Annotated in this window: 15 protein-coding genes; 10 read left to right on the forward strand and 5 right to left on the reverse strand. The window is 40.4% G+C overall.

Features of this window, described 5'->3' with window-relative positions:
- Position 1: 1 nt before the first annotated feature.
- From EHO58_RS14165 to topA, 4 genes are all read left to right on the forward strand, one after another.
- Positions 2-1,072 (forward strand): hypothetical protein, encoded by a 1,071-nt coding sequence (locus EHO58_RS14165; RefSeq protein WP_135626114.1) that lies wholly within the window; start codon positions 2-4, stop codon positions 1,070-1,072.
- Positions 1,073-1,195: 123 nt separating this feature from the next.
- Positions 1,196-2,125 (forward strand): cysteine synthase A, encoded by a 930-nt coding sequence (gene cysK, locus EHO58_RS14170; RefSeq protein WP_135615849.1) that lies wholly within the window; start codon positions 1,196-1,198, stop codon positions 2,123-2,125.
- A 181-nt stretch (positions 2,126-2,306) separates the two neighbouring features.
- On the forward strand, positions 2,307-3,155 hold the full coding sequence (locus EHO58_RS14175; RefSeq protein WP_135680355.1) for an oxygenase MpaB family protein: 849 nt from the start codon (positions 2,307-2,309) through the stop codon (positions 3,153-3,155).
- 38 nt (positions 3,156-3,193) lie between these two features.
- Positions 3,194-5,038: a type I DNA topoisomerase gene (gene topA, locus EHO58_RS14180; RefSeq protein WP_135680356.1), complete on the forward strand. Its 1,845-nt coding sequence runs from the start codon at positions 3,194-3,196 to the stop codon at positions 5,036-5,038.
- Here topA and EHO58_RS14185 read toward each other — a convergent pair whose 3' ends face one another.
- Together EHO58_RS14185 and EHO58_RS14190 are read right to left on the reverse strand one after the other, a co-directional pair.
- Positions 5,039-5,839, reverse strand: a complete 801-nt coding sequence (locus tag EHO58_RS14185; RefSeq protein WP_135626118.1) for an ABC transporter ATP-binding protein — start codon at positions 5,837-5,839, stop codon at positions 5,039-5,041.
- A complete protein-coding gene (locus EHO58_RS14190) occupies positions 5,826-7,307 on the reverse strand; it encodes an HDOD domain-containing protein (RefSeq protein ID WP_135626119.1) in 1,482 nt (493 codons plus the stop codon). Before EHO58_RS14190 ends, EHO58_RS14185 begins: the two co-directional genes overlap by 14 nt.
- A gap of 114 nt (positions 7,308-7,421) precedes the next feature.
- Between EHO58_RS14190 and EHO58_RS14195 the strand changes: the two genes are divergently transcribed.
- Both EHO58_RS14195 and EHO58_RS14200 read left to right on the forward strand, forming a co-directional pair.
- Positions 7,422-7,709: a hypothetical protein gene (locus EHO58_RS14195; RefSeq protein WP_135626120.1), complete on the forward strand. Its 288-nt coding sequence runs from the start codon at positions 7,422-7,424 to the stop codon at positions 7,707-7,709.
- An 80-nt stretch (positions 7,710-7,789) separates the two neighbouring features.
- A complete protein-coding gene (locus tag EHO58_RS14200) occupies positions 7,790-8,032 on the forward strand; it encodes a hypothetical protein (protein WP_135626121.1) in 243 nt (80 codons plus the stop codon).
- Between the two features lie 66 nt (positions 8,033-8,098).
- Here EHO58_RS14200 and EHO58_RS14205 read toward each other — a convergent pair whose 3' ends face one another.
- The 3 genes from EHO58_RS14205 to EHO58_RS14215 form a co-directional block, all read right to left on the reverse strand.
- Positions 8,099-8,947, reverse strand: a complete 849-nt coding sequence (locus tag EHO58_RS14205) for a hypothetical protein (protein ID WP_135626122.1) — start codon at positions 8,945-8,947, stop codon at positions 8,099-8,101.
- Between the two features lie 187 nt (positions 8,948-9,134).
- Entirely contained in the window at positions 9,135-9,491 is a 357-nt protein-coding gene (gene panD / locus EHO58_RS14210) for an aspartate 1-decarboxylase (protein ID WP_008592788.1), read from the reverse strand.
- Between the two features lie 6 nt (positions 9,492-9,497).
- The gene (locus tag EHO58_RS14215; RefSeq protein WP_135626123.1) at positions 9,498-10,031 is read right to left on the reverse strand and encodes a type II toxin-antitoxin system antitoxin SocA domain-containing protein; all 534 of its coding nucleotides are present in this window, start codon (positions 10,029-10,031) and stop codon (positions 9,498-9,500) included.
- On the opposite strand from EHO58_RS14215, the gene lipB reads away from it, so the two are divergent.
- From lipB to murJ, 4 genes are all read left to right on the forward strand, one after another.
- Positions 10,009-10,698 (forward strand): lipoyl(octanoyl) transferase LipB, encoded by a 690-nt coding sequence (lipB, locus tag EHO58_RS14220; RefSeq protein ID WP_135680357.1) that lies wholly within the window; start codon positions 10,009-10,011, stop codon positions 10,696-10,698. The genes EHO58_RS14215 and lipB overlap by 23 nt on opposite strands.
- Positions 10,699-10,763: 65 nt before the next feature.
- Positions 10,764-11,735, forward strand: coding sequence for an LIC_12071 family protein (locus tag EHO58_RS14225; RefSeq protein ID WP_135680358.1), 972 nt, complete (start codon positions 10,764-10,766; stop codon positions 11,733-11,735).
- Positions 11,736-11,741: 6 nt separating this feature from the next.
- Complete coding sequence (locus tag EHO58_RS14230) at positions 11,742-12,446, forward strand: STAS domain-containing protein (protein ID WP_135680359.1); 705 nt, start codon at positions 11,742-11,744, stop codon at positions 12,444-12,446.
- Positions 12,447-12,483: 37 nt separating this feature from the next.
- On the forward strand, positions 12,484-14,073 hold the full coding sequence (murJ, locus tag EHO58_RS14235) for a murein biosynthesis integral membrane protein MurJ (RefSeq protein ID WP_135680360.1): 1,590 nt from the start codon (positions 12,484-12,486) through the stop codon (positions 14,071-14,073).
- Positions 14,074-14,171 lie beyond the last annotated feature (98 nt).

Here is a 14,171-nt window from a genome sequence, read left to right on the forward strand (position 1 = left end):
TGTGGGCGAAACAAAAATTCCGGGAGTATATCTAAGAGGGACAGGGGTCATAGGTTGGCCTCTGGCTTCTTTGTTATTATTATTAAAGAATAAATTCGGCGGTTTCCAAGTATTTGTAGAACCGTACAAATTACAAAAATCAGAAATTCCCCAGATACTTTCCCTACTCGAAAAAGGCGGGATCATAGTAGACGATGGTTCTAACGGGGTTCGGAATTTTTTTCCGGAATGGATCTCCAAACAAGATGCATTGTCCCAATCTCTCGTAGTATGCGATTCTTCTCCTCCAGGTGTTGCGGATAAAAGAAAGTCTGAATATTCGGAACCAATTTACGACCAGATCAAAATTTTTATCGCTCAAGGAAGTGAACATTCTTTCGGGCCTCAGTTTTTGTATCCGGAAAGTTCTCCCCTCTTGGAAAAAAATCCTCCTAAATTTATACATGTTTCTACATGTAATACTCATACGTTAGCCGGAATACTCAGACCCTTCTACTCTGAAAAGCCACAAGAGCTAACGAATATATTAGAAGAGGCGGATTTTTTCGTGATTCGTAGAGATGCGGACATGGCAAAAAATGATCCTCACGTAACAGGTCCTTTACTTGTTCTTCCTGAATCGCCAACAGGCACCCACCATGGTAGATTATTGAACGAAGTGTATGAGGAGTTAGGATTTAAGATCAAATTAGGATCTTCTTCCGTGACGATCAATTCTCCTTATATGCATTTGATCCGTTTTCATCTCAGACTCAAGAGAGAAGTAACTAAAGAATGGCTGGTTACTAAAATAGATAACGATCCATTCTTAAGTACAACAGAACTTGTTTCTACAAACTCAATCTTCTCCTCCGGAAGAGATCGAGGATTATATGGCAGAATTTTTTCGCATGCAGTATTCCCACTTTCCGCCTTGGAAGTGAATGGAAAAGAAGTGCGAGGATATGCTGCCACACCGGGAGATTCGAACGTGCATATCTCTAGTATCTATGCGGTTTATAAAGGGTTAGGACTTTCTTTCGGACCGGAAACGGAAGCCTTTTTAGCCGGAATTGTCTTGAAAGAAGTTTAGATCTTCTTAGAAATATCCAGACAGTTTTGATCTTTTTTCATTGATCGCATTTGATATATTGAAAAAGATGTTTAATATATTGACAAGTTCACAAAAATCCAGCTGCAGAGGTAGGAATTCCTAATGAAAGCAAATAATATCTTAGAGACGATCGGTAATACTCCCCACGTAAAAATCAACCGACTCTTTGGATCCAAATACAATGTATATTCTAAATTAGAGCGTAGCAATCCAGGCGGTTCTATCAAGGATCGTATCGCGCTTTCTATGATCGAGGACGCTGAAAAAAGCGGAAAACTCACTAAGGATACAGTAATCATCGAGCCGACTTCCGGGAACACTGGTATCGGTTTAGCTCTTGTTGCGGCAGTAAAAGGATATCGTTTGATCCTTGTAATGCCTGAGTCTATGAGTGTGGAAAGAAGAAGAATTATGGCTGCTTATGGCGCTGAATTCGACTTAACTCCTCGTGAAAAAGGAATGCCTGGAGCAATCGAAAGAGCAAAACAACTGGTTTCTGAAAATCCAAAAGCTTGGATGCCTCAACAGTTCGAGAACGAAGCAAACATTAAAGTACACGTAGAGACTACTGCAGCTGAGATCCTAAAAGATTTCCCTAACGGAGTGGATGTTCTGATCACTGGAGTAGGAACAGGTGGACATATCACTGGAGTTGCTAAAGTTTTAAAGGAGAAGTTCCCTAAAACTAAAGTATTCGCAGTTGAGCCGGAAGCTTCTCCAGTTATCTCCGGAGGAAAACCTGGACCACACCCGATCCAAGGAATTGGAGCTGGATTCATTCCTAAAAACTTACACACTGATCTACTAGACGGAGTGATCCAAGTTTCTAAGGATGAGGCTTTCCAATATGCACTTCGTGCAGCAAAAGAAGAAGGAATTTTCTTAGGAGTATCTTCCGGTGCATCTCTTGCAGCGGTTGCTAAAAAACTTCCTGAACTTCCGGAAGGAGCTACAGTTCTTACATTCAACTACGACACTGGAGAAAGATATCTTTCTATTGAAGGACTTTTCCCAGTTCCTTCTAACGGCTAAGATTTAATCTAAGTCTAAGTTTTGAGAATCCCGGCCTAAACCACCGGGATTTTTTATGTACGGACCCTTATCGTTTGAAATAAAAGTTTCGAATAAAATACTTGCTTTTCGAATTTAATCGAACATCTGTGCGAAAAAGTGGAAAAATAAAAAGTTCGGTATCAAAGGAAAAAATAAACAGATGTTCAACCGTTTGAAAATACTAAAACAAATTAATGAATTAGATGCGGAGAAGGATGCACAGAAGATAGTATTTCTCGCTGGAAGTTATGATTTCCCACAAGATGTGGAAATCTCACTCGCTATTTCCTTCTTCAGAACATTTGCAATTCCTTCTATTTCTAAAATATTAAATACAACCAAACGATTCGAATCTGCAGGACAGAAAAGATACGACGATACCGCGTTAATCTTGGCGGAATTTATAGAGAATGGACTGGATAGTGAAAGAGGAAGAGAAGCCATGAGAAGGCTGAACCAGATCCATAAAGAGTATGATATCAAGAACGAAGATTTTCTTTATACACTTACAACATTTATATTCGAGCCGGATCGTTGGAATCAAAAGTTCGGCTGGAGGAAAAGTACTGAAAAAGAAAGACTCGCCAATTTCTATCTTTGGAAACGGATCGGAAAAATGATGAATATCAAAAATATTCCGGAAACCTACGAAGAAATGTTGGAGTTCAATCTAAAATTCGAAAAAGAAAACTTCTACCGAACTAAAGATTCAGAGCAGGTAGCGCTTGCCACAATGAAGATCGCTTCTTCCAGAATTCCTAAAATTCCCGGTTTGGAATATTTAGTCTATCATGCAGTATATTCTTTGATGGACAAACCTCTTAGAGAAGCAATGGGATTTCCGAAAGCAAATCCGATCGTAGCCGGTTTAACCTATACGGTTTTGAAACTTAGAGCATTTTTTCTTCGTTATTTTTGGCCGCCTAGAAAAACTCCTTATTACGTTACCAAAAGAAATAACCCTACATATCCAAATGGATATTTGATTGAAGAGTTAGGACCACATTAGAAAAATACGGAAGGGCCGAATTTCCGGTCCGTTCCGAAATGTCTGTCCTAGTACTTGTAGAATCTCCTACCAAAGTCAAAACGATCTCTTCCTATTTGGGAAAAGAGTATAAGGTGCTTGCCACCTTCGGGCACATTTTGGATCTTCCTACGGACCGTATCGGGATCAAAATTGAAAAAGATTTTGAACCCGAGTATGTTCCTCTCAAAGGTAAAAAGAAGATCCTATCTTCTATTCTAAAAGAAGCAAAGTCTCATTCTTCCGTGCTCATAGCAACCGATCCGGATAGGGAAGGAGAATTTATAGGATATATTCTGGCCCAAAAATTAGGGAAGAAGGCAAAGATATCCCGAATTCGTTTCCAAGAAATCCAAAAGGACAAAATTTTACAGGCTATCTCAGAGCCCGATGAGATCGATCTGGACTTGGTAGATTCTCAAAAAGCAAGAAGGATCTTGGATAGACTGATCGGATATAAGGTGAGCCCATTTTTGTGGAGAGCGGTAAGCGGAGAAGGGCTGTCCGCCGGAAGGGTGCAATCAGTCGCTCTAAAATGGATCTGTGAAAGAGAAGAAGAGATCCGAAGTTTTATTCCAATAACTACCTGGATTGTCTCTGCTACAGTATTTTATGGAACCGGAGAAAATGAAAGAATCGTTTTTTATCCCAAGAAAGAAGCATTCCCCACTCAAAAAGAAGCGTCTGAATTTTTAGATTCTATATTAAAAAAAACGAAAGTATTACAAATTACAGAAATAAAGGAGAAGTTAGGAGAAACATTGCCTCCACCTCCTTTTACAACCGCTACTTTACAACAGGAAGCATTTAGGGTCTTAAAATTTTCCGCCTCCAAAACGATGAAACTTGCCCAGGAATTGTATGAGGGAACGGATCTGGGAAAAGGAAAATCCCAAGGATTGATCACTTACATGAGAACTGATTCGGTCCGGATCGGTGAAGATGCAAGAGATTCTATCCGCAAAAAGATCTTCTCTAAATTCGGAAAAGAATTCGTTTCGGATAAAGCCCAAACTTATAGGCTCAAAAAAACGAAAGGGAAATCCCAGGACGCTCACGAAGCAATCCGACCTGTGGATATTTTTTTAGAACCTTCTTTCGTATTCGAAGTGGCGGATCGCAACCTAAACAAAGACTCCAAAAAATTATACGAACTGATCTGGAAACGAGCAATTGCTTCCCAAATGAAACCGGAAACCTGGAAAAGATTAGAGTTTATAACAAACGGAGGAGGAGAAGTTTGGGAAGGAGAAAAACTTTTCACTCTCGATCCTGGTTATAAAAAGATCTATAATGTAAGTGCGGATATTCCTCCTAATTGGAAAAAAGGTGATACTCTAACTCCCGATCCATGGGAGATCCAAGAAAAAACCACGGAACCTCCTCCTAGATATACGGAAGCAAGTCTTGTCTCCAAGTTGGAAAAAGAAGGGATAGGAAGACCTTCTACATTCGCTTCAATCCTGGAAACATTATACAAAAGAAAATACGTATACTCCGAAAAAGGAAAATTATATGCGGAGACTCTTGGAGAAAGAGTAAATGTATTCTTACAGACAGCATTTGCGGATCTATTTAGAGAAAAATTTACTTCCGAAATGGAACAAAAATTAGATTCTATTGCTTCCGGAGAAGAAAGCAGGTCCAAGGTTCTTTCAGAATTTTATTCCGTATTGGATTCTCAATTAAAGAAAACGAATATAATCGCTATAAACAAGCAGATAAAAGAAAAACCAAAAACTCCTAAATACGGGATTTGTCCTGTATGTAAAGAAGGGGAGAGGGTTCGGAAAAAATCCTCGAAGAAAAAAGAATATTATATCTGTTCTAGATTTCCACAATGCGATTACGCGGAATATATTTGATTATTTTCTCTCGGTAACTGCGACCCAGGTGCCGTTACGATTTTCCGCTTCTACCTTACGATCGTATAGATCGGAAAGTCTCGCAGAAGTGAATGCTTCCTTGATATCGCCAGAGAATAGAATTTTGCCTGATTTCAGAAGAGCTGCATTTTCGTAAAATGGAGGGATCTCGTCGATCCTGTGAGTGATATAGATGGAAGTGAAGTTCCGATTCTTCTTATATTCATCCAAGAAATCTATGAATTCCTCTCGAGCTGTAAGATCTAATCCGGAGCAAGGCTCGTCTAAGATCACAAATTCGGGAGAAGTGCACATTGCTCTTAGGAAGAGAATCTTCTTCTTTTCTCCGGATGATAATGTGCGGAATAATTGATTTCTTTTAGCACCGAAACCGTTTTCTTCTAAAATTCGCTCCGCTTCTTTTTCTTCCCAGGCATTGGATTCTCTATAAAAACCTATGGTGTGAAAAAAACCGGTAAGAAGAACATCATAAACGGTAAGACTTTTTTGGAGTGCGCTTTCCTGCTGGGAAGAATCCAGGATCCCAATTTTATTTCTTAAGATCTGAAGAGGAGTTTCTCCGAATGTTTCTCCAAAAAGATTGATCCTACCTGCAGTAGGCCAAACGGAACCATAGATTAAATTTACAAGTGTAGTTTTTCCTGCACCGTTACGGCCTAATAGAACCCAATGTTCTCCGGAATTGATCTGAAAATCGATCCCATCCAGAATAGGAGTCCCGGATCTATAAAACTTAATTCCGTGTAAATTGAGCAGGTTATTGGATTCAGTTTTCTTCATTCGCGATCTCGTAGGCCTTTGCTAATTTTTCGCAGGTCTCTTCGAACTTTGCCTTATCATCTAACTGGAATTTTTTTAGTATACTCGAGTCAGCTGCGTAATAGCTGGTTTTTTTATCCAGATAATCGCACATCATATTTGCTACGTATACGGAATCAACTAAATCCGTATAAATCGTGTTAGTCGCCATGAAGGCTCTATGGTGAAATTCGATCATATGAACAAGGTCCGGAGGAAAATCCCATTTTCTGGCGAGCATAGCTCCCAGGGTAGGATGAGAAATACCTGTGGAAATTTCTTCTAAGATCGTGGAATTGGAAAGGTCCCTATTCTTTTGGTAAGATGCCAAACGTTTGAATAATGTTGGATCCAATGAAAGCAAAATGAATTTTCCTAAATCATGGAGTAAGGCACCGACTGCTGCGATATCGGAAAGTTTTCCGAGTCCCGCTCTTTGAGAAACCTGCCTCGCGAAAAAGCTCGCGAGGTTGGAATGGTTCCATACTTCCTGAAGTTTGGAATATCTTCCTTCCATGATCTTTCGTACACCTGAGACATACAAAAGATTTCGGACGTTCTTTAGTCCCACAACCTTAACAGCTTGGACGATCGTATTTACTTTATTCCTACTTGCGAAACCTGCGGAGTTAGAAAGTTTTAGAAGGTCCGCACTAATAGCAGGGTTTCTTTCTATTTCGTTTGCAATTACACCTAAATCCGAGTCGGGATTATTACAAAGGTTTATGATCCTTGTAAGAGTATGAGGAAGAGGGGGAAGTCCATCTACTTCCGACAAGATCCTGTCCTTCAGTTTGGTAGCCACATCCAACGGAACAATTTGTTTAGGGATCACTAAGGTTGCTCTTGTGATCTTGCCGTCAGTCTCTATCTTAAATTTATCAGAACCTATGCCTGAGTTTTTTAATAATAACTGTATGAGTACAAGTCCAAGGCCAGCGCTCTCTTGGCTGTCCGCCATGGAAAGAAATGCATCCGATAGATCGTTGAACTTGCTTGCAGATTCTAATCTTGCTTTGATCCTTTCCGATTCTTGGGGAAGAAGTGCCGCATCATTCTCAATCAAAAAGATCAGATTCTGGTTCATGATCTTTGCACGAAGACGTACGGATAAATTGGAACCTTTGAGTATCTTCTCCTGCTCGTCCCATTTATGAATGATATCTTCCAGAAAACGTTTCATCCCTTTATTATAATGAGATGCCTCGTTTATATTCAGCCCCTCCGAAAGGAAAAAAAGCCTTTTGGCGTTCGCTTTATTAGCGTTCATCAAAAGTTCTTTCAGAATGGTAGAAACTACTTCTGTGAGAAATAACCTGTCCAGGTTTCCCAAAACCTGGAGAAGCAGAAGATAGATCTGCTGATGGTCCTCGTCCGAAATAAATCTATATTCCAGTTCGATATCTTTTCCCGAGACAAGGGTTTCCGTGAGTTCTGTCGGATTTAGCATTCCCTCAAATTTGGGCCTAAACTCCCTTGTCGCAAGAAAAAAAATGCGCTCCATTCTTCGGATTGGGCACCTGTTTGTCCGGGGAAAACCTAAAATATCATATGGGGGCCGGAAATGGAGAAGGAGCCAAAAAATTCAGAGCAAGGATCCGAAAAAATCGGCGGAGATTTACAGGAAGAACTCAGGTTTTTTCTAGAAAATCGATTGGATGGACTTTTGGACGAGGCGGAGAAGTTCAGGCAAACCAAACAATCCTACAAAAGGGGTAGATCCAAGTTTTTGAGAAAGGAGTCTATTCCGGAAAAAAACCAGGGATTTCTGCCGTTTATCTATTCCATTTCCAAACAAAGGGAGGGGAACAGGGAGGAGCCGGAGTCTAAAGTATCAGGGGATGAGTCTTAGAATGAGACCCGCCCTAGATTATTTTCTCATTAGCTAAATAAAGATGGACATTTGGATGGAAAGATTCATGGTAGAGGCGAATGGATAGCAACTTCTTCTTCGAAGAGGCTCCTGAGGACTCGGAGAGTCGAGATATCTTAGATATCATGGACTCCTACCGTTACATGAATTCCTCTTACTTTTTCGATTTTATATCGGATGGAAGATGGGATCATGGAAAAGGTTGGGTGGAGAAAAACATCGACCGAGGCCAATGGACCACAAGATTCGTTCCGGGCAGCATAGATCGTTACCGTCGACCGCAATCCGGTCAAAGTCCCTGAGCACAAAAAAGGACCCGCTTCTTGGGTCCTTTTTTATTAGCCAGGCTTGGATCGCGACTTTAAGTCTTAATTCACCAATTTTAAACCGTTGATGTCTATAATCTTACGATAGACCAATTTGTTCTTCTCTTTTTGAGGGTTGAAGATCAGAACTACAACCTTATTAAAAGTAAAATATCCAGGACGATACTCAGTGTAGTGGTGAGAGAAGATCGTGGATTTATACTTAGCGTTGTATACGGTATAAGTATGTTTGCTCAAAGTATCATGTTTTTGTTTTTGCAGATCTTCTGCAGTTTGAGGCACGAAATTACTGATTAGAACCTTGTCTTTTGCAGGACCTTCTTCTCCGTAAAGAACGATAGGAAGTGCATCCTTAGGATTATTAGTAAGATAATGAACTAGAGTGTCCAGATTCGGGTTAGGGAATTTTACTTTTTCTCCTTTCGCGATCTTTTCGTCGTAGCTCTTCTTTACTTCTCCGTACTTCTTCTCTCCCCAAACGTTTTTGCTGTCTAGTTTTACCGGAACCAGATTCTGGAAGTTTACTACTTTTGTTTCTTCTTCCACATCGTATTGTCTCCATTTAGGGAATGGAACCAGTTCTCTGCGATCATCTACTCTAGAAAGAGGGGTTTCGTTTACTGCTAAAATATAAATGGAGAAGTTTGCCGCGTCGAAGTCTCTATTCTCGAGTTCAACCATTACGTCCATGAACTCGCCTTTTCCGTTATCCGCATGTCTACGGAAGAAGGAAACTTCTTTGACTAAGAGTCTATCATCGTAATACGCGAGTGGATAATATTCCACGCCTTCGGAACCTTTGCTTTCCTTCTCGGCATTGTTTTGGCCGGAAATGCCATTTCCCAAAATTAAGAATAATAGGATAAAAGAAAATTTTGCGACGGATTTCATGCGATTTATTGTCCCAGTACGGTTCTTCATATTGAATATCGACTTAAAAGCCCCGAAACTTAGCCGTTCCTTCTCCTTTTCCTCAAAAAAATGAGAAGAATTCTGCCTCGGGGGAAAGAACGGATCGATTCTATCTGAACTAGGAAATTTAGTCCAGCGGATAAAGTTTGGGAGAAGCCTAAAGGAATTAGGCTTTTTTGATATGGTTTTTGTCGTCCACAAGAACGACTTGAGGTTTATAACCTTTTGGCAGGTCTTTTTCTTCCAGGGAGCCGTAGGAGATGATAATTACTTTGTCTCCTTTCATTCCGAGACGGGCAGCAGCACCGTTCAAACAGATCTCTCCTGAACCTCTTTTGCCTTCGATCAGATATGTCTCGAATCTGGATCCATTGTTTACATTTACAACGGAAACTTTTTCGTAAGGAAACATTCCAGCGGCATCTACCAAATCCATATCTACCGTCAGGCTTCCCTCATAATTGAGGTCGGCGTCGGTTACTGTGGCTCTATGGATTTTACCTTTACAAACAGTGATGAGCATTCGTGTTTACTCGCTAAAAAGTACCTTAAATATTTTGCCCGAGATATTCAAAAGCGTTTTTCTCTTAAAGAAATGGATTTTAGTGTTAATAGTTTCTTTGCTAAACTTAATTTCCGAGAAAAGGGGAGTAATCACGTAATTCTCATATAAATTCGGATACACTCTATTTTCGTCGTAAACACTTCCTTTGAAATTTTCCAGAACTTTGCGAAGGATCCTTTTTTCCTGACGATTCAGGTCTATCTCATCCTCATGCTCTGTTCCGACCCAGTTTAGTAAATAACCAGAGATCCCGGTCTCGGTCAATTTTGGGAGCACATCTATTAGACGATTTTCTTTTAGGTGAAGAAGTGCCTGATTCAGTTCCATCGGATAAGGAGAATCTTCCAGATGGATATACTTTTGCTCAGTAATCACTTTGGCGTATTTTTGGAAGAATACTCCATCGGAAAGATACACCAGTTTTGCAAGTTCCTGGCGGTTTCTTCCTCGCGGAGATCTTTGGAGTATAAAGGAGATGACTTCGAGCAGCTTTTCCATAAATAATACGAGTGTGCAGGCTTTTTCCCTGAAAAATCCCCTTCCGTACGAAGATTACGTCCTCTTCCAGGAGAAGTCCCGGGAAAATAGAAGGGAATCGATTCTATTTTTGGAACACCCTCTTACGATAACCGGGGGGATCAATTATAATATCGACAATCTTCTCCGAAATGAGGACTTCCTTTCCGAACACGGAATCTCTCTCCAATATATAAAAAGAGGAGGGGATTATACCGCTCACGAGCCCGGACAGATCGTTACCTATGTACATTTGGACTTAAAAAAAAGAGAAATTTCCATCTCGGAATTTCTGGACGGGGTCCTTGAATCTGCAATTTATTCCACTAAGAAAGTTTGGGATTTGGATCTTGTAAAAAATCCGAACGCTCCCGGGCTTTATCTTTCTACTTCTCCTAATCGTAAAATTCTTTCTATGGGGGTTTTGTTTAAGTCCTGGTTTACTAGTTATGGGATTGCTCTCAATGTTTCTAATGATTTTTCCGCCTTCCAGTGTATTCACCCCTGCGGACAGGACTGGAAATCCATGATTTCAGTCTCTCAGTTGGGACTTTCCAGCGGAGAAGATAAGAAGAAGGAATGGATCCAGACTTTTCAGTCCAAGTTTCTGGAAAATTTAAGACCGATTCGAGATAAGATCCGCACCTAAACGAGATTTTATTCTTTAGAAAAAAGCCGAAATCGGCCGATTTTTAAAAGAAGAGAGGTTCTCAGGTGCAAATTTTCAAACATATTCTATTTTTCATTTTAGCACTATTGGTTTGCGAAGGGATCGCTGCCGGAGCCTCTGCATGGTCTTTTCTGGAATCTTCTCTTGCGTCCTTTGAGCAGATCAAAAATCTTTCGGACCAAAGAGCCAGAGATACGATCGGCGCCATCTCTAAATCAAGCGAAGGAAAATTAAGCAAAGACAGATTAGAAGATCTGAACTTTGCATTCACAAGACTCGTAAAAGTGACTTCGGGAGATAAAGAAGGATTTATCATTTCCGAGATCAGCATGACTGATGATTCGGGAGTGGTTCTTGCATCATCTAATGAAGATTATGTTTCCGAGTCTAGGACCAAAAGAAAACCGGAGCCTAAGTTTTTATCCACTAATTATACTGCCGCTCATCATTTGAGAAAATGGCAGATAGGGACTCCTATCCTTTTGGGGGAAAAGAATACATTCCAAAATGATAAACTGATGCAGATTGTTTCTCCTTATTTCCCTGAAATTTCCGAGCCAAGTGTTCTTCTTTCCATGGCAGTATATCATCCCGAAAAATTGGAAAGGGTAGCTTCTCTCCATATGAAATATGAAAGAGGGAACTTCGCACATTTTGTGAAGATCCAGACAGAACTTTTCTGGTGGACCTTACAGAATAATGCGATTATAGCACTTATCTGCGCCCTTATATTAGGATTTTCTCATCTACTCATTAAAAGTGTTCGTACATCTTTTACTCAGGATGGAAAGTATATTGCGGATCCTTCCGCTCCTCCTTTATGGGAGAAGGTTGACTTCGCACAAACCGAAGGACCTATCCGTTGGAGAGAAAATGTTTCTTCTACTCCTTCTTACCCAAGCCAAAACCCGGCACCTATTTCTCAGAGCCATGTTCCGGCGGTATCGGCCACTTCTACTGCGCAAGCAGTCAATCGTGAGAAAGCGGAAATTATAGACGCTATTTATCTAGGATAAACTTTTTTGGAAATTCATACTACAAAACTGGGACATATATTGAAGGTAACTCCTAAGGGGGTTCTTGATTCTTATTCTGCATTCGATCTGGTACGTTTTATTAAAACTCGCTGGGAAGAAGGGGAGAGACTTGTTCTAGTCAATTCTCGTTTTGTGGAATATATAGAAGAAGATGGAATTTCCGCGCTTGTAGAATTGAAAAACTTCTTCGAAAAATTCGGCGGCAATATTGCATTCAGTGATTGGAATGAAGAAGGTTTATTAGTCTTAGGATTATTCGGTTTGAATAAGAACCAGAACTTCTTCTCACATGAGAAGGAAGCGGAAGTTTGGCTTTCTTCCTTGAAGATCGAGGATAGAAGGACTTTATCGGAGAAGTCGGAAAGTGTTTCTTCTCTCAGACAAACTAAACCTATACAGTTTTATTCGAGTCCTTCTTCTTCTTTAACTAAGTCGGACGTGTATGTTCCCGAGATCAGCACTGTTCCCATCCCAGGACAAGAACCTGTAGAGAAGACTCAGATCGGAAAGGATCTGGATCATTCTTTGGAGGTTGCGCGTAATATCCAAGAACGAGTTTTATACTGTGAGTCTTGCAGGGCAAGGCTTAGGATTAAAACTCTTGGACGTCACCAATGTCCTAATTGCGGAATTCAGTTTGACGTGAGTCGCACCGGTGGAGTTCGATACTTAGAGAAACTATTAGGTTAGTTTCAGTACGTCGGAAACACCGACCACGTAGGATCTCTTGTCCCAAGCAGCCAGAAGAAGTTTCGCTCTTTCTTTTTACACCCTCGTTTCCAGAATTTTAGGAGTGTTCCGTGACCATTTTATGGCCGTGTCTTTCGGGACAGGCACAGTGGCCTCTGCATTTTCAGTAGCTTATAGATTGCCCAATATGTTCCGCAATCTATTGGCAGAAGGAACTCTTTCCCAATCTTTCATGCCATTATATTCGGATGCGGAGAAGGACGGAGTAGTCGCCGCTCGAAAGATGAGCGGTGCCGTATTAAGTTTTCTTTTTGTAATTCTTCTAAGTTTCGTAGTTATCGTTTTTACATTTTCTCCATTTGCGCTTCCTATTCTGGTAGGAGGAACTGCAGAATATTCGGGTCTTGTAATAGAACTTACCTATATACTATTTTTCTTAATCGTTACTGCAAGTTTGTCTTCGATCTATATGGCGATCTCCAACGTCAAAAATAGATTTTTTGTTCCTTCTCTTTCGCCTATCATTCTGAATTTAAGTTATCTCACTGTGTTTCTTGGGATTTTCCCTTTTGTAGATTGGGAACTTTTGACTAAGGTGAGAGTTCTTTGTTTTGCGATCGTAGCGGGAGGGATCATACAATTAGGAGTCCAAGCCTGGTACGTTTCCAAAAACGGAGAAGGTCCGATATTCTCCTGGAATTATAAACATCCGGCTATTTCAAAAATATTTAAACTAATGTTGCCTGCAGCAGTCGGAGGTGGTTTTTACCAGCTTGGACTTTTGGTGGATATTTTTCTAGCAAACTATGTGCAGAATACGAATCCGGGTTTAGGTGCGGTTGTTAGTTTGGATTATGCACAGAGGTTGGTACAACTTCCTACCGGTATCATTGGAGTGGCACTTGCCACCACAACTTTACCTGCGTTACTTTCTTCTTTAAAACAAAACAAACATTCCGAGGTTCCCAAGGAAATGTTGGGGGTTTTGGGATTTGCAGGATTTTTGACTGCGCCTGCCGCTCTGGGAATCGGTATCTTAGCCGGACCAATTTTGGACTCCATATATTATGGAGGAAGGTGGGATCATTTAGCTACGGAAACTACGATATTACCTTTGGTATTTTATTCATTAGCTGTTCCTTTTTATAGCATGAACAAAGTTTTGATCTCCACGTATTATGCATTTCAAGATACTAAAACTCCTTTGAGAGTCCAAGCATTCACATTCGTTTTGAATCTCACTTTAAACTTTTCTTTGATTTTTTTTCTAAAACATTCCGCGATCGCATTGTCTTCTGCCGTATCAACCGTAGTGACTTGGACCTTACTTTCCGGTTATTTAAAAAAGCATGAAGTCGCTTTTCCTTGGGAAGGGTTTCTTTCCAAAATTGCAAAACTGATCCTGCCACTTTTAGCAATGGCTGCATTTTTATTTTTTTATAAAGAAATGATCCATCCTTGGGCTTTAGGTTTTCTCTCCGAAAAGGGCTTAAGTTATGCGAATTCTTCCAGGATCTCGCTTTGTGCCGCAATTCTTCCCGGCATGGCAATTTTTTTCCTGATCAGTCTGCTTTTGGGTCTGGAAGAGATAAGGTTAATAGCTGGAAAAATATTTCGCAAGAAGTAATTTTGCCCGGTAGATCCGCGGTGAAAAATTGGGACTGGCTCCTTCTAAGGTAAAAATTCTGAGGGGAGAAAAGAGTAAGTTAAAACTTCTAGAAGTTT

Origin of the sequence: Leptospira selangorensis (assembly GCF_004769405.1) — a bacterium.
Lineage (GTDB): Bacteria > Spirochaetota > Leptospiria > Leptospirales > Leptospiraceae > Leptospira_B > Leptospira_B selangorensis.